Genomic DNA, 20,701 nt, shown 5'->3' with positions numbered 1-20,701 from the left:
TCAAAACCTCGCTGCAGCTTCGCAGCTCCAGACGAGTCTCAGACTATCCGCAGTCGGCGTGGCGATGATCTCGAAGATCTCGCCGTCGATCTCCACCGTGTCGCCGCTGGCGGCGTCCGAAACTTCCGCCCGGCGCACGTCGATCAGCATCGTCGGCAGGACTCCCCGGCTATCGCCGAAGCCGATGACCTGGTCGGGTCGGCGGGTGATGATGCGGACGGCAACACCAGCGCCGGCACCGCCCGCGCGCCAAACGGCATCGCGCGCGATGTTCGGGTCGGCGAACAGCGCGTCGGTCGCCGCAGCGAACGCGTCCATCGATCAGCCCTCCTACGCCAAGGCTTCGGAGGGTTAATTGCTGGTGAGAATCTTCACCGCCAGCCGCGGCCGCTTGTTGACCGGGAGCGGCGAGGCCTCTGTCTTCACATCGATTGCGCTGCCATCCTGCCGCGCGATCTGTCGGGCATAGATCGGCAGGCCCACGGTGTTGACGGTCTCGATCAAGTTCGCAGGAGCGCCATAGGTCACGAACGTGTCCATGGTGCCGAGCGGGAACGCGATGCCCTCGTTCGCCGGAATCAGCGTCTCGGTCGCGCCGGTCGAGAGCGTGACCGTGGCGTTGTATTCCTCGAACACGATGCCGGCGAACGGGAAGCGCCGTCGGGTGTCCTCGCGCAGTGGCTGCGCGCCGGTCGAGGAGAAGTACTTGTAGGCCTCCTCCACCTTGGCATGACCGATCAGCTTGTCGAAGAAGCCCGGGCTGACCAACGCGAGCACGCCGTTCATGGTCTCGCCCTTGAGCTCGGTCTCGACATTGCGCAGCACCTCACGGCACTTGGCCTGCACATTCGTGCCGGCGGTGCCGAGCAGGAAGTCAACCGACTGCTGCACGAGGCCGAACTCATCGAAGTAGTCGTAGAGCGCGACGCCGGCACCGTCCTTGACGATGCCGCGCAGCGCGTTGACCTCCATGTATTCGCGGGTCTGCGCGTGCTTTGCCCGCATGCGGGTGAGCTTGCGCTCCATGACGGTGGCGAGCGGGTCGGCCGCGTCCGCAACGCCGAAGCCGCGCACGCCCTGGATGTCCTGCGGCGTGATCACATCGTCATGCGGGATCCACGGCACCGTGAACGAGCGCATGGAGCGGGTGTCACGGTTGGCGACCGTGGCGGGCCCGCCGAGCGGCACGGTGGGCAAGAGGTTCAGCACGCCCTCGGCCTGCTCGATGATGACGCTACGCTGGGTGACGCCCTCGAAGCGAAACAGGCCGAGCTCGCCGAGACGCGTGTAGATATTGGGCAGGATGTTGATGGCTTGGGTCATCTCGGCGAGCGTGTAGCCGCCCGCGTCGAAGGGATTGATCATCGGGGCCATAGAGTCGGTTCTCCTAAAAGAGACCGGGCCCCGATGGAGGTCCCATCGAGGCCCGGTCAGGCAGGGAGGTTAGGGAAGGTCAGGCGGTGTCGCGGGAGACGATGCCGGCCTCGGCGAGTTGCGCATGCTTGGCGATCTTCTCGGCCGCCAGGTCGACGGAGGCATCAAACACGAGCGCGGCCTTCGAGACGATGGCGGGACCGCGGGCAACGATGAGCCCAGTCTTATCGGCAGCCGTGGCATCGACGGCCTCAATGAGGACGGCGTTTGCCGTCTCGGCGCCCTCGTCGCCGGCGACCTGGGCCGCCGGCGAGAGGCGGTACTTGCCGGAGGCGGTGATCTTCCCGAGCACCGAGCCGAGCGCGTAGTTGGTGCCGGCTTTGAGCGTCACGGTCTCGCGGCTGTAATTGCCGTTGAGCTCGTACTTGAGCAGGTCGCCGAGCGTCGGCGCCATGGTCAGTGTAGGCATGTCGGTGCTCCTTAAGTTTTCATGATCAGGCGCGCGCCGCTGCCGCGCGCTCTCTGGCACGCCGGACAATCGGGCTGTCGCCGGCGACCGGCGTGGACGGGGCGGCCGCGATCACAGTTGTGGCCTCGGCCCGCGCAGCCAGCGTGTCGAGCACGGAGCGGCGCAGCGCGTCGGGCGCGATGCCCTTCTTCAGTGCGTCGGAGGCATCAACCGTGACGCCGAGCCGTGCGGCCTGGCTTACGACCGCGGCAACTTCGGCAAACTCCGCCCGCAGCTTTTCGGCGATCCCTGCTTCCGTTGTCGTCGCAGCGTCCGGCGCAGGCGGACTCAGTGGCGCAGCGTTCGTTGGCGCTTGCTCAGGAGTGACAGCATGCTGCCGCTCATCCGGTTGATCCTGCGTGTGTTCAGTCTCGTTGGTCGCCATGGACAGGCTCCTCTTCAGTGTCGGGTTGACGGGCGCGCGCACCGGCGCGGCGCGATCCAGTTCGGCGGCCATCTCGGCGATGGCGAGGTCGAGCGTGCCGAGCCGGTCGGCGAGACCGGCGCGGACTGCGAGCGTGCCGCGGTAGATCGCAGCGTCCGTCCCGCGCACAGCGTCGAGGCTCAGGCCTCTGTTGGCGGCCACCACCGCGCAGAACTCAGCATAGAGGCGATCGACGTCGGCCTGGATCGTGGCGCGGGCGCGTTCCGAGAGCGGCTCATGCGCATTGCCGTCGACTTTGCGGTCTCCCGCGAACACGAAGGTCCAGGAAAGCCCCGCCTTGGCGTCCGCGCCGCTCTCGTCGACGTGCACGGCGACCACGCCGATCGAGCCGACCTCTCCGGTGCGCGTGACGTAGAGCCGGTCGGCCGCGCTTGCGATCGCATAGGCGGCCGACAACGCGCTCTCGTTGGCCACAGCCCAGAGCGGTTTTTCGCTCGCGCCGCGGATGGCATTGATCTGCTCGACCAGGTCGAACAGGCCGCCGACCTCCCCGCCAGGAGAGTCGACGTCGAGGATGACGCCGCGCACGCTCGCATCGTCCATCGCCGCGGCGACGGCGTCTGCGATATCGCCGTAAGCCTGCAGCCCGCTCGCGGCATCGAGGTAGCCCGAGCGGCTCACCAGCGTGCCGACGACCGACACGATCGCAATCTTCTCAACTGTGACCGAGGTGAGCGGCGGTGGGTCGGTTTCCGGTTCGAGCGGCTCCAGCGTGCCGCCGGCGAAGCGCGGTGCCAGCACGCCGAGGATGACCTCGAGCTTGGCGCGCGCGATCAGCAGCGGCGTCCCGAATACGCGGGACGCCAGGTGCGGGAAGTCAGACATTCGCGTTGTCCTGTTGGCCGGCTGACGTGTCGCTCGGCTCATCCGTTGCCGGTGCTGAAGCGGCATTCGACCGGAAACTCAGCCCGAGCGACTTCTCGCGCGCCTGATCGGCCGCGATTTCGGCGTCGACCTGCTCGGCGTCGTAGCCGCGCTCCGCGAGCGCCTGCGTGCGGCTCTTCAAGCCGGCCTCGATCTGCTCGATCTCGGCGCGCGCGTCCTTGAGCGGATCGACCCAGTCCCACTTCGGCGGCAGCCATCCACAGGCGAGGTACTCGCGCCGCCGGTTGTCGTAGTCCGGCAGGTCGAGCGCGCCCGCGAGCACCGCGGTGTCCATCCAGCGCGCCCACACCTGGCGGCAGAGCTGCCAGACCACCACGGCGTGCTGGTAGGCTTCGATCCGGCGGCGGAATTCGAGGAGCGCAAGGCGCGAGTTCGAGTAGTTCGCCTTGAGCATGTCGTTGGAGAGATACGCGTAGGGCACCCCGAGCGCGGCCGACACCTGCAGCAGCGTGCGGTACTGGAAGGGTTCGTAGGTCTGCCCTGAGTCCGCCGGCGCCGATGTCTGCACCTGTTCGCCCGGCTCCAGCATGGTGATCTGGCCGGGCTGCAGGTCGATGGTGCGCTCGTCGTTCTCGTCGCGGCCTTCCGCGGCATCGAGCGGCTCCGCCGGGGCGGGCGTGGTGATGAAGAGCGCGTGCATCGCCGCGACCTTCTTCCGGTCGAGCTCGGCGTCGTCGTACTGGTCGAGCAGGAAGAGCTTCACGATGCCGGCCGCGAAGCGCGAGACGCCGCGTAGCTGGCCGGCATCCACCGGGTCGATGACGTGCACGATCTCGGAAGCGGGCAGGCGCACCACCTCGCCGGCCAAACCGGGATCGGTCACGTCGCCTGGGTGCCGGCGCAGGAAATGGTAGGCGACACGCCGCCCGATCCGATCGAACTCGATCCCCTGGCGGACCACGTTGCCGCCGGGCACCACCTCGTTGCGGTTGAGCGGCAGCATCTCCGACGGCAGCATTTGCAGCTGCAGCGGGACCGTAAGCCCGTCCCCTGGCCGGCGCGGGCGGAAGCGAAAGAACACTTCGCCCGCGATGAACACCTCGCGCGCCGCGCGGCGTTGCAGGCCATAGAAGTCCGTGAAGCCTTCGGCGTCGGCCTCGTCGGTCCAGTCGAGCCAAAGCTTCTGGACCTGCGCTTTGACGCCGGCATCCTTGATCAGAGACGAGGGCTTGATGCCGGCGCCGACAACGTTACCGGCCCAGCTCTCGATCGCATTCGTTGCATAGCCGTTGTTGCGAATTAGCCAGCGGGCACGCGCCGTGATGTCGAGACCGGCCGCGGCAATCAGCGTGTTGAGGTGCGCGCGACTGGGCTGGAATCCCTTCAGCCTGCGGTTCGCCAGCCCCGCCTCGAAGCCGCCGATGAAGGCCCCGACCCGCCGCCGGAACGCTGTCAGCGAAGCAAGCACTCAAAGCCCCTTCGAGGCGGACGTGAGAATGCGGCGTTTGCGGCCGCCCTCCTGGGATGCCGCGACCCGTCGTTCGAGGTCCGTGATCGCGGCCGCCATCTCGGCGTCGCTCGCGTAAGTCACGCGGCGTCCGTCGACCTCCACCGTGCGCACGCCGCGAAAGCGCGCGGCGAGCAGCGCGTCGCGCTGCGCGGTCAGCTCTTCCAGGGTCATGCCTCAGCCCAAGCAGCGCGACATCCGGCTCGCCAGGTCACATCACGAGTCTGATCGTCGGCAGCACCGCTCAAGTGGGTCATTGCCGCTCGGGAGTGAACCTGCGGATCTGCTCCTTGAGTTCGGCAAGCGTCGCCTTGATCGCCGCGACGTCAGCGCGCAGCTCGGCGACAATCCGTCGGCCGGCGACGTCGTTGTCGACCTTCGATTCGATCCCATCGAGGCGAGCCTCGAACTTCGCCTGGCTCGCCGCTGCCCACGCTACGAGCTTGACGAGAGCGGCGATCACCGCGAGCGCGTGCGCCGCAAAGGCGGCGGTGATTGCCCATTCCGCGCCGCTCACGTTCCCCTCCGTTTGTTCGCTATTCGCAAGCGCTGGCCAGGTCAGCTGAAATAGCTCGATCGAAAGACGCGCCGGCCGCGGTGCTCCGGACGGCGCCGAACGATGCCGGCGACGGTCTCGGAGGAAGCTTCAGACGGCGGATCGCTTTCCACTTCCTCTGCGGCTCCAACCTGCTGTTCCAGGTCCCGCCACATGGCTTCGGTCCAGCGATCGGCGCCGGCAATCCAAGCGGCGGCGCGCGCATAGACGCGACAGTCGAGCGCTTCGTTGCGTTCGCGCAGCTTCTGCCACTCAAGCCTCGTAAACCCGCGCTTCGTCTTGACGGTGACGAGCTGCTCGGCGACGAGCTGCTTCACCCATTCTGCTTCCGCGCCGCGCGGCAGGTGGACGAAGCCTGCGGGATAGCGCGCGCCGGCTTCGATCTCTTCGTCGGTCGGTGCCCCGAGTCGCAGGAAGCGATAGGTCTCGCTCTTGAACGTGGCGACCGCGATCGTCCAGAGCCGTGCCCCGCGTCGAAGCTTCTTGCCGCCCTCTGTGACGTCGACGTGGGTTGGGCCGGCGACCGGCGCCGCACGGTTGAAGCCCTCAACACCCTTGATGGGCGCGACCTGCGCATGACCGGCCCTGCGAGCCCAGGCATAGACAGCCGGCGCCTCGTAGCCGGTGTCGATCGCGAGCTTTGCAAGACCGAGCCGCGTCCCATGCGCATGCAACCACGTGTGATCGAGAAGGAGACCAAGCTCCTCCCAGGTCTCGGCTTGCTCGGGTCCGCCTTCGACGACGACGTGATCGACGAGCCAGCTTTCGAGACCTCGGCCCCAAGCCCAGACATCGACCTCGATGCGGTCCTTCTGGACGTCGGCGCCCGCCGTCAGGAACAAGCCGCCGCTCGGCACGGTGCCGATCTGCCAGGATTCCCGGCGTTCATAGAGACGCTGCCAATCCGGCGCCTCGCCGGTCTCGACCCAGGTCTCGCCGAGCACGCTGTTCTTGAAGCTGCGCCTGGCCTCATCGGTGGTCGCCGCTTCCCAGAGGCGCGCGATGTTCTCCCACGACAGCCAGCCCACCGGCGAATAGAGCGCCGACACATGAAAGCCGATCGTGCCGGGGTCCTGCGCTTGCGCGGTTGGGCGCCACTCGCCGGCCTCGAGCATGGCGGTCTTGTGGTGCTCTTCGAGCCGCCCGTCACAGGCGACGCATATATAATGTGCGGTGTCGGGCTTGCCCTTGTCCCAGCGCAGCCGCTCGAAGCTCAGCCACTGCATGTCCCGGCAGTGCGGACAGGGCACGAAGTAGCGGCGCTGATCGGATGCCTCGTACTCACGCTCCACGCGCGACAAGCCATGGATTGTCGGCGTCGATCCCAGCAGGACTTTCGAGCGCCACGAGAAGGTGCGGGTGCGCGCTTCGGCAAGAGCGACCGGGTCGCCTTCCTCGTCGGCCGATGGCGGATAGGCATCGACCTCGTCGAGGAACAGGTAACGCGCGGGCATGGAGCGCAGCCCGACCGCGCTGTTCGCGCCGGTGATGACCAGAAGCCCTGCGGGAAACTCTTTCGACAGCACCGTGTTGCCGGCGTCGCGCGAGCGCGCGGGTTTCACCCGTTCGCGCAGCGCGGGACTCTCGTTGACCAGCGGATCGATGCGCTGGCGCGAGAAGCGCTTGGCGAGCTCGACGGTGGGCTGCACCGCGAGCATCGGCCCCGGCGCATGGTGGATGACGTAGCCGATCCAGTTATTGCCGCCTTCCGTGAAGCCGACCTGCGCCGACTTCATTACGACGATGCGGCGTGCCGGATGCGTGGGCGACAGCGCATCGATGATCGCCCGCATGTAGGGCGTGCGATCGGTGCGGTAGCGTCCTGGCTCGGCTGATGCGCGAGGGCTGAGCACCCGATGGCGATCCGCCCACTCGGAAACCGTGAGCGCCGGGTCTGGCGTGAGCCCGTCGCGCCAAGCCTGGCTCAGCTCCTCCGCGCCGTCGAAGGCGAACAGGTCACCGGAACTCGGCTCGAATCTCGGCAAGTTCGGCGAGGTGACCGCGGACATGCGTCTCGATGAGTTTCTGGACCGCGTGCGCCTCCACGCCGAGGTCAGCCGCAATCAGCGCCGCAACACGCGCGGGCCAGTTGAGCCAGGCGTCGCGCTCCTCGCGCGCCAGACGGAACACCAGAGCAGTGGCGCGGGCGCGGTCCACCAGCTCGCCCTTCATGCGCTGCAGTCGCAGCCGCGCGAGATGCGCCTTGGCGATCTCGTGCGCAGTGCGCGCCTGGACGAACGTGACGTTGCCGCCGGCAGGTAGCCCTTGCTCCTTCAGCGTCTCGCGGACGGAGCCAAGCGCGGCTTCGCCGATGGGCCGGAGTTTCTCGGCGGGAGCCTTCGGTTTGGATTTCGTGCGCCCTGGGTCAGTCGAACGCTGCCAGGCCGCATCGGCTTTGGCGGGATCGATCGTGCCGTCCGCCTCCAGCGGAATGCGGCCCGCCTTCGTGGCCTTGAGCACGGCGACGTGGCTTACACCGCGGGTCTTGGCGTAAGCACGGATCGAGATTCCCATTCAGGTCAGGGCCAGTTTGCACCGCGACATGCCGCAGAAAAAAAGATGCAGTCGGCGCGATTATTGACTTGGCTCCCGCCAAGAGCAGCGCGTGTATGGCGTCATCAAAACGGAGAGCGCCATGAACAAGATTTTGGCCACACAGAACGAAGCCTGGGGCTTCTGGGGCACCATGCGCCACCACGCCGATCCCGAGCACGCCTGGCCGATCGCCTTTAACGCCATCGCGACCGCCACCGGCTGCGCCGATGAAGGCGTCCGGAATTTCCTCGACAGTCGCCACGGCCGGCACTTCGCGGACGATGTCGCCAACGGACTGTTCGAAGGGCGCAGCCTTGCCGACGCAATCGATAAAGCGATCGAGCGGTGGATGACCTGGACGATCGATCGGCGCACGTCCCGCGAGACCGGCATCCCACGCGGGCTGCCCTACCTCGTCGGCTTTGTCACCGATTGCGAGATCATGGCCGAGGCGAGCGCGTAGCCCTGAAGGACCATCGCCATGGAAGACTGGAGCGGACTGTCACCCACTGAGATTCGCAACCGCGTCGCCGCCGGGCGCGAACTGGCGCTCCGAAAATTCCTGGCGAATTGCGGCGCCGAAGTCTTGCCGGGAGAGACACTCGAACAGGCCGTCAGACGCGTGCAGGTCGTCGTTTTCGGCGTGATCCGACACGCGGCCGAGACCGCGCTTCCCAACGAAAGCTTTCAGCAGTCCATGGATCGCGTGTTGTCGCGCCGAAACTGACTGGCTTCCACGCCCCGACGCTTTGCCCCGCTCCGACGCGGGGCTTGGGGTCGTACAAGGGTCGCGATGGTCGCGGCCCGACTACGAAGGAGCCAAACCATGGTTCGACTTTCCGATTCCCAAGCTGTCGTTCTCGGTGCTGCCTGCCAGCGGGCGGATCGATCCGTCTATCCGCTCACCACCAAGCTTCCGGGGGCCGCGGCCGCGAAGGTCCTCGGCAGTCTCCTGAACAAAGGCTTCATTGAAGAGGTGCAGGCCAAGCCCAAGGACACCGTGTGGCGCGAGCACAAGAAGAAGGGGCGACTGACGCTGCGAGCCACGCCGGCGGCATTCGAAGCGCTCGGCATCGCTCAGGATGAATCCAGCGCCGAGAGCGGTACCAAGGACGTATCGGCTGAGGCGGATACCGGTACGCAGCGGAAGCGCAAGACCGGCAAGTCAAAGGACAAGCCAGCCGCAGCGCGCGCCAACAGCAAGCAGGCCCAGCTCATCGAGATGCTCAAGAGTCCCGACGGCGCCACGATCGAGGAGATCGTCAAGAAATTCGATTGGCAAGCACACACCGTGCGCGGCGCGCTTGCCGGCGCGCTCAAGAAGAAGCTCGGGCTGAACGTGCAGTCCGAGAAGGTCGACGGCCGCGGGCGCGTCTACCGCATCGCGGCTTGACCTCGTCGAGGGATCAAGCGCCGCCGGGCCGACCGGCGGCGCTTTGCCGTTCAGTTGCTCGTTCGCTCGTCCTTCAGCGCATCGAAGCTGCGCCCATCCTTCGCGAGTGTCGCCATGCCACCAGTGTGACGTTGCCATCGTTCGACAGTCACATCGCAGTAGCGTGGGTCGATTTCGATGCCGAGGCAGACGCGGCCGACGGACTCCGCGGCGATCAATGTCGAACCGGATCCTGCGAAAGGCTCATAGACGAATTCGCCTTTTTCGCTGTTGTTCATGATCGGCCGGCGCATGCACTCGACGGGCTTCTGCGTTCCGTGCGCAGTGGCGTCGTCGTGCTCGCCGGTGCCGATGGTCCAAAGTGTCGACTGATCGCGCGCACCCTGCCAGTGGCCGGTTGCCCCCTTGCGCACCGTGTAGAAACACGGTTCGTGTTGCCAGTGATAATCGCCGCGGCCCAGGACGAGGCGAGGCTTCGCCCAGATGATCTGCGTCCGAATATGGAAGCCGCACGCGTCGAGGCTCTCGGCCACCGTGCGCGCGTGGATGCCCGAGTGCCAGACGTAGGCGACCTCGCCCGGGAACAGGCTCCAGGCCTCGCGCCAATCGGCGCGGTCGTCGTTGTTGACCTTGCCGGTACGTGCTGTCACCGACACGCCCGACTCGTTTCGCCAGTTCGGGTCGTATTCGACCCCGTATGGCGGGTCTGTCACCATCAGGTGCGGTCGAGCGCCTTCGAGCAGCCGTTCGACGTCTGTCGCGACGGTGGCATCTCCGCACAGCACGCGATGCGATCCAAGCAACCAGAGGTCCCCCGGACGCGTCACTGCCTCGCTCGACGGCTCCGGGACCCGGTCCTCTTCCTCGGTTGCCCCAGGCTTGTCGAGGCCATCGAGCAGGCGATCGAGTTCGTCCTCGGCAAAGCCCAGGAGGCTCAAGTCGAGGCCGTCCTCCTTCAACCGCTCGAGCTCTGCTGACAGCAGCTCATCGTCCCAGCCGGCATTGAGCGCGATCCGGTTGTCGGCAAGCCGGAACGCGCGCGCTTGCGCGTCGGTCAGGTGGCCGAGCCGGATGACTGGCACCTGCTGCAGACCAAGCCGCTTGGCACCGAGAACGCGGCCGTGGCCGGCGATCAGGACGCCACGTTCGTCGACCAGGCAAGGCACGTTGAAGCCGAACTCCGCAATCGAGCCGGCGATCTGCGCAACCTGCTCATCGGGATGAGTTCGCGCGTTGGCCGCGTAGGGCAGCAGCCGCTCGATCGACCAGAACTCGACCTGGAGCGGGTCAGTCGTCGCCGGGGATCGCGACCCCGCGCTGGTGCGCGACCGCTTCGAAGCTTTGGCCTTCGCCATCGAGTTTCACTGGCTGGTCAGGAAAGAGCTTGCGCCACCGGCGGAGTGCGACGTCCACGTATTCGGGCGCGATCTCCATCGCCCTCATGCGCCGGCCGGTGCGTTCCGCCGCGATGATGCTTGTGCCCGAGCCCGCAAATGGCTCGTAGATGATGTCGCGCTCGTTGCTGTAGGCACGCATCACGAACTCCGGCAACGCCACCGGGAACACTGCAGGATGCTCGGTCTCGATGCCGCGTGCCTTGTGGCGCGTGATGCGGACGACGTTGTCCGGAATCCGTGTCTCCTGGACGCCCTGGCCCGCATGCGTCCATTCGCCGACGTGCCCGTCCTTGTGGCGGATGCCGCCATGCGTGTCATTGACGTGGCCCGCCCACTTGCACGGCACGATCTTGTTCGGCTTTCGAGCCTTGCGATTGAAGTGGAAGACGAGCTCGAAGGCGGGCGCCAGGCGACCGTTCCAGTCGCCCGGAAGTCCCGGGCCCTGGTCCCAGACGTAGAGGCCGAACCTGCGCCAGCCCTGCTCGCGCATCCAGCCGAGCCAGACGTGCCAATAGGGCTGCCACTCGTTCTCGCGGTGGATCAGGCCGAGGTTGACGAGGACCTGTGCTGCGTCGGTGACCGGTAACGCGGCGAACACGCCGCGCATCAACGTGTCCCAGTCGCCGACGCCCCCGGTGGTGTAGTCCCGCTGGTTGCCGTAGGGCGGCGATGTGAAGACGAGCGCCGCTCGCTCGCCATTCATCGCGCGCGCTATGGCCCCGGACTCCGTGCTGTCGCCGCAGAGGAGCCGGTGCTTGCCGATCAGCCAGAGGTCGCCTGCGCGAGTGACCGGCTCGCGCGAGGCTGAAGGCATTTCGTCGGCAGCATCCTCGCCAGCGGCGTCAGCGTCTCCCGCTTCATCGCCGAGCGGCGCCATCAGCGCGTCGAGCTCACCGTCGGCAAAGCCAGTGAGCCCGAGGTCGAAGCCCTCGCCGTTGAGCGCGTGCAGCTCGCCCGCTAGCAGTTCCTCGTCCCAGCCCGCGTTCAGCGCGAGCTTGTTGTCGGCGATGACGTAGGCGCGTCGCTGCGCCGGCGTGAGATGATCAAGGACGACGACCGGGACGGTATCGAGGCCGAGCTTGCTCGCGGCAAGCAGACGTCCATGGCCGGCGACAATGCCTCCTTCCGAGTCCACCAGGATCGGGTTGGTCCAACCGAACTCGACAATGGAGGCCGCGATCTGCGCGACCTGGTCGTCATCGTGCGTCCGGGCATTCCGCGCATACGGGATCAGCCGATCGAGCGGCCAATGCTCGACCGCATCGGGCAGTCGCGGCGTCATGGATGCTGTGTTGGAGCGGTAGCTGCGTTAGGATGCGCTGCTAAATCAGGAGAAGCAGATGGCCGACAATCGCAAGAACCGTGGTCAACCCGACCGAAGCACCATCAATCTCAACGAGGATTATGAAAAGGAATACTGGAAAAAGAAGTTCAATGTCTCAGGCCAAGCGCTTGCCGGTGCAGTGCGCGCGGTGGGCAAGAGTGCAAAGAAGGTCGAGGCCTACCTGAAAGACAAATAGCCGGTAACCGCGCGAGTGGTTACCACACGGCGGTTACCAGGCCAGCCTTTCAAATAACGCGCGCCGTTGCGCCTTTAGCGCCCACAGGCGCCAACGTCGGCTGGTAACTGGTAACTCAGGTTTTCGGGCTGGCAGTGGCGAAATTTCGGGCCGTTGCCCCCCGCATACCATTCTCGGTCAGGGAGGACCCGCGATTGCCGCAACGTCTTTGCCGTCTCGGTCTCTCGCGCAATTCGGCACCGTGATTGAACGCTAGGACTTGCATCGGTCACCGGTCAATCCGAAAACGATCGCAGCGTGCATTTTGTCTGCAAGCCATTGATGCGACTCGTGAATGTCGTGAGCGCTACTGCATCAGCAGCATTCGCTTCAAGCACAGCGCCGCACGCCTGACTCGCGGATGCCGAAGTGCTTCGCAAGTACTCCAAGCGCAGCAACGAGAATCCCTTGCGCGCTCTCCTGCCGCACCGGCCGTCCACCCCAGCCCTGGCGTAGCGCCCACTCGCGGACGGATGTCTGCATGCCCACAACGTGCCAGACGCACGAACCCGCCGGCGAGCCGTGGCCGCCCAGGGCGTCGATCGCGCGCGCCACGCGCTCGCGCGCGGCGAGCTGGCGGTCGCTGAGACTGTAGACGTCATGCGCCGGCGACGGTGACCGCCCCATCAGGTTGAGGTTCACCCTTGGCATCGAGTCGAAGCAGGCGAACGTGAACGCCGCCTGGAAATCGCGGCCTGCGGCGTGCATCGCGGGCGTGATCGCGCCCGAGCGGAGCATCAGCGCGAGCGTGTCGACGGTGCGGTGATGCATCACTTCGATCCCGTTCGGGTCGAACTCGGTGACCACGCGTGTCACGCGCTGCCCGGCCTCGGTGCCAGGCTTGGAGCCGCTGAGCTTCTGTTTCTGCTTTTTCGTCATTGCGGCCTCGACTCGCGGGCGATCAGGTCGGAAAGCGCGCCGATGACCGAGGCAGGCGACTTGCCGTCGCCGAGCCGTCCCATGCTGGCCGCGAGCGCGTCGGGCGCGACGCCGTGCTGGAGCAACAGCGAGAGCGCCACGCAGGCATCGTCCAGGATGCGGTCCATGGCGGAGCCGATCTTCGCACCGTGTGTAAACACCTCGCCGATACGGTCGTTGACGACGTCGAAGCCGAGCGTGACCGAGTAGTGGTTCGCCTCGTAGACGAACTGCATGGTCATGCTCGGCCGGCGGTTTGGCAAACGCGTCCGGCTCACGACGCATCTCCATAGTTCTCGATGGCCCAGAGCAGGATCGAGATCGCGTCGGCCTCGTTGTCGTCGGCCGGCGCGAAGCCGCGTGCCTTTACAGCGGCGATGACGGTCTGCTTGTCGGCATTGCCTTTGCCGGCGATGAAGCGCTTGATCGTTCCGACCGGCACGCCCTGGTACGGCACGTCTCGAAACTCGGCCCAGGCTTCAAGGTGCGCGAGGAAGCCGCCGTAGACGTGGGCTGCAAGCGTGCCGGCATGCGCGCGCACTTCCTCGAAGAACACTGCGGTGATTGGGCCTGAGCTCTCGGCGAGTTCGCTCAGCCAGTGATTGAACCGCAGGAAAGCCATGCCGCCGCCCTCGAAGCGGTTCGGCCGGAACTGCTGCACGCCGCTGGTGATCGTGCCGTCGGCACGGCGCAAGGCCCATCCGGTTGAGGAGCCGAGGTCGAGGGCAAGGAAGGTCGATCCGCAAGAAGACCTTGCGGCAGATGTCCGCGACGGCAGCGGTGATTGTGGGGCAGTCACGACGAAGGCTCACGAGACGTGGGCCTTCGGCTTTGGTCGGATCGGATTCTAGAAACTCGGATTCAGCACGCAAGAAAATTCGTCGCGCCGGATGACGAATTCGCACGCGCCTCAGACTGCAGCCGCGTCACCAACCTCTGCGGTGGTCGGTGACACGACTTTATTCAGCCGTTTCAGGATGTTGCACCACTGTGTCACCGACCTCGTTGTCACCAACCGCGACGCAAACATTTCTATAGGGAAAATGAATCCCGACCTTCGCATCCATTTCCGCGCATGACTCTCCAACCCGTTGGTGACGTTGGTGACGTTGGTGACACCGTTGTTTTCGCGGAAGTTTTCGTGTCACCAACCTCGGCCAGGGGGTTGGTGACACATGTTGGGTTGGTGACAGGTCTTCCCGAAAAGATCGCCGCATCGACGCGGCCATTGCATCATGTTCGAAAATCGACGATTCCATGCCAAATCTAATCATAGAATTATGTTGAAAAATACCCCGCTTCGGGTTACTTTCGTACACGATGCCAGACGCGCCACGATCGCTTCCCGAGTACATGACCGAGCTTCTCTCGGCGGGGCAGGTCGTTTTTACCCGCGACCGGGCGGCATCGGACCTTGGCATCACGAGGCGCGGCTTTCTTAAAGCCGCCGAACGCCAGCAGCGCCGCAACGCGCTTCTCAATCCGCGCCACGGCTTTTACGTCGTGGTGCCGCCCCAGTACTTGTCGTGGGGTGCGCCGCCACCCTCCTGGTATATCGATGACCTCATGCGTCACGAGGCTCATCCTTATTACGTTGGACTATTGAAGGCCGCCGAGCTTCACGGCGCCACGCATCAGGCCGTGATGGCCTTCCAGGTCGTCACCGACAAGCGCATCCCGGAAATCCACGCCGGCCGCTCGATCATCTCATTTGTCTATCGCAAGGATATGGACCGGATCGCGCCAGGCATCGTCGAGCAGAAGACGGATACCGGGCGTATGAAGATTTCGTCGCCCGAATTGACCGCGCTTGATCTGCTACGTTACGCCCACGTCGCGGGCACACTCGACAGCATTGCGACGGTCCTGTCGGACCTCGGCCCGAAGTTGCGACCGGCGCAACTACTCGCCTTGGCATCTGTCTTCGAGCGTTCTGTGATTCAACGGCTCGGCTATCTGCTCGACTTCCTCAAGCAGCCCGACAGCGCCAATGCCCTGCATGGCTATCTGCAAAAGGCGCGGCCGCTGCCGTGGGTCGCGCTAGAACCGCACCGCCGCGGTGGGAAGTCGAAGCCCGTCATCGAGCGCAACACGCGCTGGAACGTCATCGTGCACCGTAAGCCGGAGCTCGACGCATGATTCCGGCGATGAACATTGTTTCTTGGGGGCGTACCGTCCCCTGGGCCGAGCTGCGCCAAGTTGAACAAGACCTGATTATCTCGCGTGCTCTCGTCGAGGTGTTCAACGATGATTTCTTGCGCAAAGAGTTGCGCTTTCGCGGCGGCACTGCGCTCAATAAACTGCACCTCCCCAAGCCATTCCGTTACTCGGAAGACATCGACCTCACGCGCACCACCGAAGGTCCGGTTGGCCCGCTGCTCGATCGGCTGCGTGAGATACTGCAACCCTGGATGGGACAGGCGCACTACGATCTCGGGCTCCTCGGACCGAGTCTGACATTCACCATGGAGGCTGAGGACAAGACCTCAAAGGTGCCGATCCGCGTAAAGGTCGAAATCGCAACCCGCGAACGCACCGCCTATGACGGGGCACGCGTCGTTCCGTTCACAGTCAAGAATCCCTGGTTTACGGGCGAAGCCGATATCGAGACGTTCTCTAACGAGGAAATCCTAGCGACCAAGCTACGAGCGCTGTTGCAACGGGACAAAGGAAGGGACCTTATCGATCTCTCGCACGCCCACGCCGTATTCGGCGATCTTGACCACGCGCGTGTCATTACGATTTTTGGCAAATATCTGACGGCGGCCGGACAAGCGGTCTCGCGCGCAGAAGCCGAGGAACGCATGTTTGCCAAATTGGAGGATCCGTCGTTCCTAGCCGATGTGAGACCGCTGCTGGCGGCAGAAGAGGCTAAAAAATTCGACGCCAAAGCCGAACGCGCCGCATTAAAAACCGTTTTTGCGACATTCATCAAATGCATCCCGGGCGAGGCTTGGAAGAGGACAAAGGAGAGGGCCGCCGAGTTCGATATGCCCGAACTGGCGGAGCATTAAGCCTTCAACTAGTGATTTGGAGCGTCCGAGCCTGACAGCGGCCTTCGATAGCGCCACTCGCGAACCTGTCCCTTCCGGACCTGATAGCGCTCCCAGTTGCGGGCCTTCAGATACGCCGTGACCCGCATCTGGTCGGCGCGCGTCCAACGCGCAGGCTCGATGCCGAGTGCGCCTTGCAGAATTTCACCGACGGTCGTGTCTGTCAGCGGGCTCGGCCGCTCCACTTCCTCGTCCCGCCAATCATCGTAGTTGCCGTAGCCGTGATTGACCCGGTGCCGCTCATATACGAGCCAGCGTTCAATGCGGGCGTCCCAAGCATCCGCATGGTAGCGCTGATCCTGCTCGGCCTTGGCCGATGCGACCAGCTCCGGTTCGTCGAGCCACCAGATCGCACCCTCCCGGTACCGCGCAACCGCTTCCGCCCAGAGCTGGTCGCGGTCGCGCGCGAGCGCGTCGAGATCGATGCTCCCGCAACGCACCGGCCAGAAGCGGCGGTTGCCGGTCTCGTCGCGCAGGTAGGTTTCCGGGTTGACGCTGCCGGCGAACACGCACTGACGCGGTACCTTCACGATGTAGCGCTCGTACGGCGGACGATAGCGGTCGGTGGTCCTGGTCAGGAACGCCTTGATGCGCGAGACCTCGGCACGGCTAATGGCATCAAGCTCGGCGATCTCGATGATCCAGATGCCGCGCATCTGCTGGGCTGCGTCCTTACTGCCGATCTCCGCGATCTCGTCGGTGAACCAGTCGGCACCGGTCAGCGTCTTGATGGCGCTCGACTTCTTGCTGCCCTGCGGGCCTTCGAGGATTAGCATGTGGTCCGCCTTGACGCCTGGCTGCATGACGCGCGCCACCGCCGAGATCATCCAGCGCGCGCCGAAGGCCCTGTTGAGCTCGGTGTCGTCCGCGCCGAGATACGCGATAGTCCACTCTGCCAGCCGCGCCACTCCATCCCAGCGGAGGTGGTCGAGATAGTCTCGGACCGGATGCACGCGCACCTCGCGCGCGACGGCGCCGACGCTGCGGCTGACCATGGCAGGTGCGACATTGATCTCGCGATGCTGCAGCCACTCAGCGCAGCGCACATCGTCTGCGTCGCTCCAGGCGCGCGGCAACGCACCGAGAGAATCGTCCCAGGGCAGGTTTCGGGTCACGAGGATTTCCTGACGGAAGTCGTCGAACACGAGTGCGCCGGCGAACGCCTCGTCGTTCGACAGCGCGGTGATAACGTTCGCTTCGTTGCGCTCGGGCGTTCCGGCAAGGTCGAGACGGAGCTGGCTTGCCCAGCGCGGCCGCGTCGGCTGACGGTGGATGTCGCCCGTGGTGTTGAGGCGGCGGCGCAACTCACCGATCTGCTTTTCGAGGACTGCGACCGGGATGCCAGTGGCGGCCTTGATCGAGCTCAGCACCTGTCGCTCGGGCAACGGCTCCAGGCGCACAGTGACGAGCTGGCCTAGGATGGCGCCCAGCGCGTGGAGCTCGGGCGGTTTCGTCAGCGCCCGCGCCGCCGCTTCGAAATCGGCCGCAGTGGCGAGCAAAGGCGCGGCTCGCGGAGTCACGACTTGATAATCCTTCGCCACCGCGCCACGGCGGAGATCGTCGTTGAAATCGTCCCCATGCAGCGGCGAAACGATCATGTTCGCTATGCCTGCGAGGTTCAGCCGTTCGGCGAGCGCCGCCGCGGCTTGCTGGCCTGCATCGCCGGCGTCTGCAAAGATCGTCACGCGCTTGATGCCAGACGGCCATTCCCACTTCCGCAGACCGTCGGCGGATAGCGCAGCCCAGGTCGGGATCCCGAAGATCGCTTGCGCGGAGAGAGCCGTTTCGATGCCTTCGGCGATGCCGATCCGACCATCTTCGGGAAATGGCGCAAGCCGTACCGATCCGCCGGCGACCTGGTCGAGCATCTTCTTGCCGGCAGGTGCCTTGCCGGACCCGTCATCGAGCAGGAACGTGCGGTGAATGCCGCCCGTAGGCGCGCCCGCAGCGTCGCGGACGATCGCCACCATTCCGGGCCAGCCGCGCTTAGCCTCATAGTCGGTCAAGTCCGGGTTGAAGAGCAGGTCGGGAGAGCCCGGGTCAGAGAGCCCGCGGCACTTCAGATAGACTTCGCCTACCGTGCCCGCGAGCGGCTGGCAGCCCGCGAGAATGCGGGCGACCTCGTGGGCATGGTCGCGACGCGGCGCCGGTGCCGGTCGCGTTGGCGCCGGCCGGTCCAGCCGCGCATGGCGCGCGGCTTCCTCGAACAGGGTCGGGGGCGTGAGGCCGGTGCCATGGTGGAGGAGGTCTATCGGACCAGCGCTTTCGCCAGTGGCATGATCGTAGCCCCAGCCAGCGCGTGGGCCCCGGAGGTGGATGACACAGGAGCCCTCATTGCGCGGCGCACGCCCGGACAGGTCGGCGCAGCGGAGGGTCTTGCCGTCAGCCGACATGCGCGCATGCGGAAATAACGGCGGCAGCCATTCGGCTGCCGTCGCGCAGAGCCGCTCGCGAATCTCGCCGAGGTCGAAGCGGACAGGCGGCCTCCAGACCTCATTGAGATCGATCATGCCAGAATCACCAACCCCCTCTCCGCACGCGTGATCACAGTGTAGAGCCAGCGGCGCCGGTCGGCCTCGTTGCGGCCAAGACCGTCATCCCAAACGATGACGTTCTCCCATTGCGAACCCTGCGACTTGTGCCCGGTGATCGCCCAGCCAAACGTCGCCTCGGTCAAATTGCGCTTGTGCTTCCAGTCCCGGTCGTGGCGCTGCCGGTCGAAGGCGACATGGTCTTCGAAATGTCCCTTGTAGATGCGTAGTCGCTCGGGTTTGCCGTCGCCGTTAGGCCGCCCGATGGGGTTGCCCTCCTCGTCCCGAGTTGTGGCCGAGAAGTAGAGGCTACCCTCGTCGACGACATCTTCGAGCGTGACGAACATGCCGTTGATCAGGCCAATATCGTTCTGGTTCTTGAGGCAGATGATCTTTTCGCCACGGCCGGTCGGGAGATAGCCGCCGCCAAACCCCGCAGCGCGCCGCATGGCGTTGTTGAGTTGGAGCCGCGTGGCATTGAGCCCGCTGATCACTTGACCGCCGCGCAGGCATTGCTCCGGCGTCACGTCCATCTTGCGCATCTTCCAGACGAACGTGTCGTACTGGCCGAAGCCGATCGGCTCGCCTCGGCGCGCCATGGTGGCGAGCCGAATAATCGCGCTCTCCTCTGCCTGGCGGTGGATCTCGGTCAGCATGACGTCGGGGGCATCGTTGGTGAATGCGCCTTCGCCCTTGATTGGCGGCAGCTGGCCAGGATCGCCCAGAACGAGGATCGGCTTGCCGAAGCTCATCAGATCGCGCGCCATGTCCTCTCCGACCATCGAGACCTCGTCCAGGACGATCAACTTGGCATGCGCGGCATCGCTCTGCGGGTTGAGCGCGAACCGCGGCTTCTTCATCTGCGAGAGCGCCTGCCGCATGGCCTCGATCGTCGCGTCCGCTGCCGTGCGTTCGAAGCCCATGAGCTTGAGCGCGTCCTGCTCGGCTTCGGCGATCTTCTTGTTTGCTGCCTCGATTTCCTCGTCGGTGGCAATGATGACGCTGTAGATCAGGCTGTGGATCGTGCGGGCCGGCGTGCCTTTGCGGCGCAGCACGAGGGCGGCCTTGCCGGTAAAGGTGGCGGTCACGACGCCGGGCACGCACGAGCCTCCCTCGCGGTCGCTCTTGTGCGGTTCGATCCCGAGCTCGTCGAGGGCGAATTTGAGGACCGTGCTCTTGCCGGTGCCGGCATAGCCGAAGAGCCGAAACACTTGCTGTTGGTCGGTCCGGTTCTTGAACCAGTCCTTAATAGCGGCAATGGCGCGCGCCTGGGTGTCGGATGGCGTGATGTCGCTCATGACGCCGCCCTCCAACACCGATCCTGCCAGGCACAGGGTGCGTGCCATTCCCCACCGCTCCAACCGCCGCGGCAGATGGCAGAGCTTCGGTTTACGGCCGCGCTCGGCAACAGCTCCTGGGCTTCACTCGCGCGCACGATCTCAACAGCTCTGTCGCTGGCTCGCTGGGCAAGCGCCGCGTTGAACGTCACGAGCTCGCAGTGCAGCTCGAATGTGTCGCGGTTCAGCGCCGTGAACAGCGCCGGGTTCGGCAGATCGAGATAGGCCTGATAGAGCGCAATTTGCGCAGCATAGATCGGCCGCGCCAAGACGACGCCTCGCTTGACGATCTCCTTCCACGGCGCTGCGCCGACCGCCTTGTTTTCCCAGAGCGCCGGATAGGCCATGGCGACCGGCCCGCCCACGAGACATCCGTCGATGTGGCCGCGGAAGCGCCCGTTCAGGACCGAGAAGCCGAACTGCAGACCGTCGGAACGGGCTGTGCGGAGGTCAAAGCCCGCGGCGCGCAGCCAGGCTGCAACCACGTCCTCGGCGCGATGGCCGGCCTCGAAGATGCGGAGCGTGTTGGGTTCGAATTCCCGGCCCTCGTCCTTGGGCACCGCTAAGTAATCGTATTGGATCTGGCGCAAGCATTCGCGGCCAAGCCCGGACGTGCTGACGTAGCGCCGGGGAGGTTCGGCGCGGCTGCGCTCAACCAGCGCGGCGTCGATCGCGGCATTGACCGCGATGCCGATGCCCGGCGGCCTCTCCGGTCGCTCGTACTGGAAGCCGGACCCATGGTTCAGGTCGATCATGGGCGCGC

The 20,701-nt window shown here is 65.4% G+C and carries 23 protein-coding genes; 6 read left to right on the top strand and 17 right to left on the bottom strand.

Features of this window, described 5'->3' with window-relative positions; all coding sequences use genetic code 11:
- The 9 genes from CAK95_RS03140 to CAK95_RS03100 all read right to left on the bottom strand — a co-directional run bounded on the left by CAK95_RS03140 (position 1) and on the right by CAK95_RS03100 (position 7,729).
- Positions 1–318: a head-tail joining protein gene (locus CAK95_RS03140; RefSeq protein ID WP_086086508.1), complete on the bottom strand. Its 318-nt coding sequence runs from the start codon at positions 316–318 to the stop codon at positions 1–3.
- A 33-nt stretch (positions 319–351) separates the two neighbouring features.
- Positions 352–1,374, bottom strand: a complete 1,023-nt coding sequence (locus CAK95_RS03135) for a major capsid protein (RefSeq protein WP_086086506.1) — start codon at positions 1,372–1,374, stop codon at positions 352–354.
- Between the two features lie 79 nt (positions 1,375–1,453).
- Positions 1,454–1,843 carry a head decoration protein gene (locus CAK95_RS03130; RefSeq protein WP_086086504.1) on the bottom strand — a complete coding sequence of 130 codons (390 nt, stop codon included), beginning with the start codon at positions 1,841–1,843 and terminating at the stop codon, positions 1,454–1,456.
- 25 nt (positions 1,844–1,868) lie between these two features.
- Positions 1,869–3,152 carry a S49 family peptidase gene (locus CAK95_RS03125; RefSeq protein WP_086086503.1) on the bottom strand — a complete coding sequence of 428 codons (1,284 nt, stop codon included), beginning with the start codon at positions 3,150–3,152 and terminating at the stop codon, positions 1,869–1,871.
- Complete coding sequence (locus CAK95_RS03120; protein WP_086086501.1) at positions 3,145–4,620, bottom strand: phage portal protein; 1,476 nt, start codon at positions 4,618–4,620, stop codon at positions 3,145–3,147. The genes CAK95_RS03125 and CAK95_RS03120 overlap by 8 nt, the downstream gene beginning before the upstream one ends.
- Positions 4,621–4,833, bottom strand: coding sequence for a phage head-tail joining protein (locus tag CAK95_RS03115; protein ID WP_086086499.1), 213 nt, complete (start codon positions 4,831–4,833; stop codon positions 4,621–4,623).
- Between the two features lie 79 nt (positions 4,834–4,912).
- Positions 4,913–5,176 (bottom strand): hypothetical protein, encoded by a 264-nt coding sequence (locus CAK95_RS03110; RefSeq protein WP_086086497.1) that lies wholly within the window; start codon positions 5,174–5,176, stop codon positions 4,913–4,915.
- Between the two features lie 41 nt (positions 5,177–5,217).
- Positions 5,218–7,224 (bottom strand): phage terminase large subunit family protein, encoded by a 2,007-nt coding sequence (locus tag CAK95_RS03105; protein WP_086086496.1) that lies wholly within the window; start codon positions 7,222–7,224, stop codon positions 5,218–5,220.
- Positions 7,172–7,729, bottom strand: a complete 558-nt coding sequence (locus CAK95_RS03100; protein ID WP_086086495.1) for an elements of external origin — start codon at positions 7,727–7,729, stop codon at positions 7,172–7,174. Before CAK95_RS03100 ends, CAK95_RS03105 begins: the two co-directional genes overlap by 53 nt.
- A gap of 121 nt (positions 7,730–7,850) precedes the next feature.
- On the opposite strand from CAK95_RS03100, the gene CAK95_RS03095 reads away from it, so the two are divergent.
- The 3 genes from CAK95_RS03095 to CAK95_RS03085 all read left to right on the top strand — a co-directional run bounded on the left by CAK95_RS03095 (position 7,851) and on the right by CAK95_RS03085 (position 9,143).
- Entirely contained in the window at positions 7,851–8,213 is a 363-nt protein-coding gene (locus CAK95_RS03095) for a hypothetical protein (RefSeq protein WP_086086494.1), read from the top strand.
- Positions 8,214–8,231: 18 nt separating this feature from the next.
- Positions 8,232–8,477, top strand: a complete 246-nt coding sequence (locus CAK95_RS03090) for a hypothetical protein (RefSeq protein WP_086086493.1) — start codon at positions 8,232–8,234, stop codon at positions 8,475–8,477.
- A gap of 99 nt (positions 8,478–8,576) precedes the next feature.
- A complete protein-coding gene (locus CAK95_RS03085) occupies positions 8,577–9,143 on the top strand; it encodes a DUF3489 domain-containing protein (RefSeq protein WP_086086492.1) in 567 nt (188 codons plus the stop codon).
- A 50-nt stretch (positions 9,144–9,193) separates the two neighbouring features.
- Here the strand turns inward: CAK95_RS03085 and CAK95_RS03080 are convergent, their stop codons facing one another.
- Together CAK95_RS03080 and CAK95_RS03075 are read right to left on the bottom strand one after the other, a co-directional pair.
- Positions 9,194–10,498: a site-specific DNA-methyltransferase gene (locus CAK95_RS03080; RefSeq protein ID WP_086086491.1), complete on the bottom strand. Its 1,305-nt coding sequence runs from the start codon at positions 10,496–10,498 to the stop codon at positions 9,194–9,196.
- Positions 10,431–11,822, bottom strand: coding sequence for a site-specific DNA-methyltransferase (locus tag CAK95_RS03075; RefSeq protein ID WP_086086490.1), 1,392 nt, complete (start codon positions 11,820–11,822; stop codon positions 10,431–10,433). The genes CAK95_RS03080 and CAK95_RS03075 overlap by 68 nt, the downstream gene beginning before the upstream one ends.
- A gap of 58 nt (positions 11,823–11,880) precedes the next feature.
- Here CAK95_RS03075 and CAK95_RS03070 point away from each other — a divergent pair, with 58 nt between their 5' ends.
- Positions 11,881–12,060, top strand: a complete 180-nt coding sequence (locus CAK95_RS03070; RefSeq protein WP_086086489.1) for a DUF3606 domain-containing protein — start codon at positions 11,881–11,883, stop codon at positions 12,058–12,060.
- Positions 12,061–12,429: 369 nt separating this feature from the next.
- On the opposite strand, the gene CAK95_RS03065 is transcribed toward CAK95_RS03070, so the two are convergent.
- From CAK95_RS03065 to CAK95_RS03055, 3 genes are read right to left on the bottom strand one after another with little or no spacing between them, the layout of a single operon-like run.
- Entirely contained in the window at positions 12,430–12,978 is a 549-nt protein-coding gene (locus CAK95_RS03065; protein WP_245303605.1) for a DUF6456 domain-containing protein, read from the bottom strand.
- A complete protein-coding gene (locus CAK95_RS03060; protein WP_245303604.1) occupies positions 12,975–13,253 on the bottom strand; it encodes a TSCPD domain-containing protein in 279 nt (92 codons plus the stop codon). Before CAK95_RS03060 ends, CAK95_RS03065 begins: the two co-directional genes overlap by 4 nt.
- Before the next feature lie 38 nt (positions 13,254–13,291).
- The gene (locus tag CAK95_RS03055) at positions 13,292–13,795 is read right to left on the bottom strand and encodes a crossover junction endodeoxyribonuclease RuvC (protein WP_183044332.1); all 504 of its coding nucleotides are present in this window, start codon (positions 13,793–13,795) and stop codon (positions 13,292–13,294) included.
- 575 nt (positions 13,796–14,370) lie between these two features.
- On the opposite strand from CAK95_RS03055, the gene CAK95_RS03050 reads away from it, so the two are divergent.
- Positions 14,371–15,156, top strand: coding sequence for a type IV toxin-antitoxin system AbiEi family antitoxin domain-containing protein (locus CAK95_RS03050; protein ID WP_245303603.1), 786 nt, complete (start codon positions 14,371–14,373; stop codon positions 15,154–15,156).
- Entirely contained in the window at positions 15,153–16,031 is an 879-nt protein-coding gene (locus CAK95_RS03045; RefSeq protein ID WP_086086485.1) for a nucleotidyl transferase AbiEii/AbiGii toxin family protein, read from the top strand. The genes CAK95_RS03050 and CAK95_RS03045 overlap by 4 nt, the downstream gene beginning before the upstream one ends.
- Positions 16,032–16,039: 8 nt before the next feature.
- Here the strand turns inward: CAK95_RS03045 and CAK95_RS03040 are convergent, their stop codons facing one another.
- From CAK95_RS03040 to CAK95_RS03030, 3 genes are read right to left on the bottom strand one after another with little or no spacing between them, the layout of a single operon-like run.
- Positions 16,040–18,580, bottom strand: coding sequence for a VapE domain-containing protein (locus tag CAK95_RS03040; RefSeq protein ID WP_086086484.1), 2,541 nt, complete (start codon positions 18,578–18,580; stop codon positions 16,040–16,042).
- Positions 18,577–19,899, bottom strand: coding sequence for an ATP-dependent DNA helicase (locus CAK95_RS03035; RefSeq protein WP_086086483.1), 1,323 nt, complete (start codon positions 19,897–19,899; stop codon positions 18,577–18,579). The genes CAK95_RS03040 and CAK95_RS03035 overlap by 4 nt, the downstream gene beginning before the upstream one ends.
- Complete coding sequence (locus tag CAK95_RS03030; protein WP_086086482.1) at positions 19,896–20,693, bottom strand: hypothetical protein; 798 nt, start codon at positions 20,691–20,693, stop codon at positions 19,896–19,898. The genes CAK95_RS03035 and CAK95_RS03030 overlap by 4 nt, the downstream gene beginning before the upstream one ends.
- Positions 20,694–20,701 lie beyond the last annotated feature (8 nt).

Source organism: Pseudorhodoplanes sinuspersici (genome assembly GCF_002119765.1).
GTDB lineage: Bacteria > Pseudomonadota > Alphaproteobacteria > Rhizobiales > Xanthobacteraceae > Pseudorhodoplanes > Pseudorhodoplanes sinuspersici.
This window is presented reverse-complemented; position numbering and strand designations above follow the sequence as displayed.

Excerpts from the sequence above, each read along its gene's own strand:
- CAK95_RS03080 (WP_086086491.1), bottom strand. The coding sequence starts at position 10,498 with ATGGCGAAGGCCAAAGCTTCGAAGCGGTCGCGCACCAGCGCGGGGTCG.
- CAK95_RS03040 (WP_086086484.1), bottom strand. The coding sequence starts at position 18,580 with ATGATCGATCTCAATGAGGTCTGGAGGCCGCCTGTCCGCTTCGACCTC.
- CAK95_RS03125 (WP_086086503.1), bottom strand. The coding sequence starts at position 3,152 with ATGTCTGACTTCCCGCACCTGGCGTCCCGCGTATTCGGGACGCCGCTG.
- CAK95_RS03085 (WP_086086492.1), top strand. The coding sequence starts at position 8,577 with ATGGTTCGACTTTCCGATTCCCAAGCTGTCGTTCTCGGTGCTGCCTGC.
- CAK95_RS03105 (WP_086086496.1), bottom strand. The coding sequence starts at position 7,224 with ATGTCCGCGGTCACCTCGCCGAACTTGCCGAGATTCGAGCCGAGTTCC.
- CAK95_RS03135 (WP_086086506.1), bottom strand. The coding sequence starts at position 1,374 with ATGGCCCCGATGATCAATCCCTTCGACGCGGGCGGCTACACGCTCGCC.
- CAK95_RS03035 (WP_086086483.1), bottom strand. The coding sequence starts at position 19,899 with ATGAGCGACATCACGCCATCCGACACCCAGGCGCGCGCCATTGCCGCT.
- CAK95_RS03060 (WP_245303604.1), bottom strand. The coding sequence starts at position 13,253 with ATGCAGTTCGTCTACGAGGCGAACCACTACTCGGTCACGCTCGGCTTC.
- CAK95_RS03095 (WP_086086494.1), top strand. The coding sequence starts at position 7,851 with ATGAACAAGATTTTGGCCACACAGAACGAAGCCTGGGGCTTCTGGGGC.
- CAK95_RS03115 (WP_086086499.1), bottom strand. The coding sequence starts at position 4,833 with ATGACCCTGGAAGAGCTGACCGCGCAGCGCGACGCGCTGCTCGCCGCG.
- CAK95_RS03030 (WP_086086482.1), bottom strand. The coding sequence starts at position 20,693 with ATGATCGACCTGAACCATGGGTCCGGCTTCCAGTACGAGCGACCGGAG.
- CAK95_RS03140 (WP_086086508.1), bottom strand. The coding sequence starts at position 318 with ATGGACGCGTTCGCTGCGGCGACCGACGCGCTGTTCGCCGACCCGAAC.
- CAK95_RS03100 (WP_086086495.1), bottom strand. The coding sequence starts at position 7,729 with ATGGGAATCTCGATCCGTGCTTACGCCAAGACCCGCGGTGTAAGCCAC.
- CAK95_RS03045 (WP_086086485.1), top strand. The coding sequence starts at position 15,153 with ATGATTCCGGCGATGAACATTGTTTCTTGGGGGCGTACCGTCCCCTGG.
- CAK95_RS03130 (WP_086086504.1), bottom strand. The coding sequence starts at position 1,843 with ATGCCTACACTGACCATGGCGCCGACGCTCGGCGACCTGCTCAAGTAC.
- CAK95_RS03050 (WP_245303603.1), top strand. The coding sequence starts at position 14,371 with ATGACCGAGCTTCTCTCGGCGGGGCAGGTCGTTTTTACCCGCGACCGG.
- CAK95_RS03065 (WP_245303605.1), bottom strand. The coding sequence starts at position 12,978 with ATGACGAAAAAGCAGAAACAGAAGCTCAGCGGCTCCAAGCCTGGCACC.
- CAK95_RS03075 (WP_086086490.1), bottom strand. The coding sequence starts at position 11,822 with ATGACGCCGCGACTGCCCGATGCGGTCGAGCATTGGCCGCTCGATCGG.
- CAK95_RS03090 (WP_086086493.1), top strand. The coding sequence starts at position 8,232 with ATGGAAGACTGGAGCGGACTGTCACCCACTGAGATTCGCAACCGCGTC.
- CAK95_RS03070 (WP_086086489.1), top strand. The coding sequence starts at position 11,881 with ATGGCCGACAATCGCAAGAACCGTGGTCAACCCGACCGAAGCACCATC.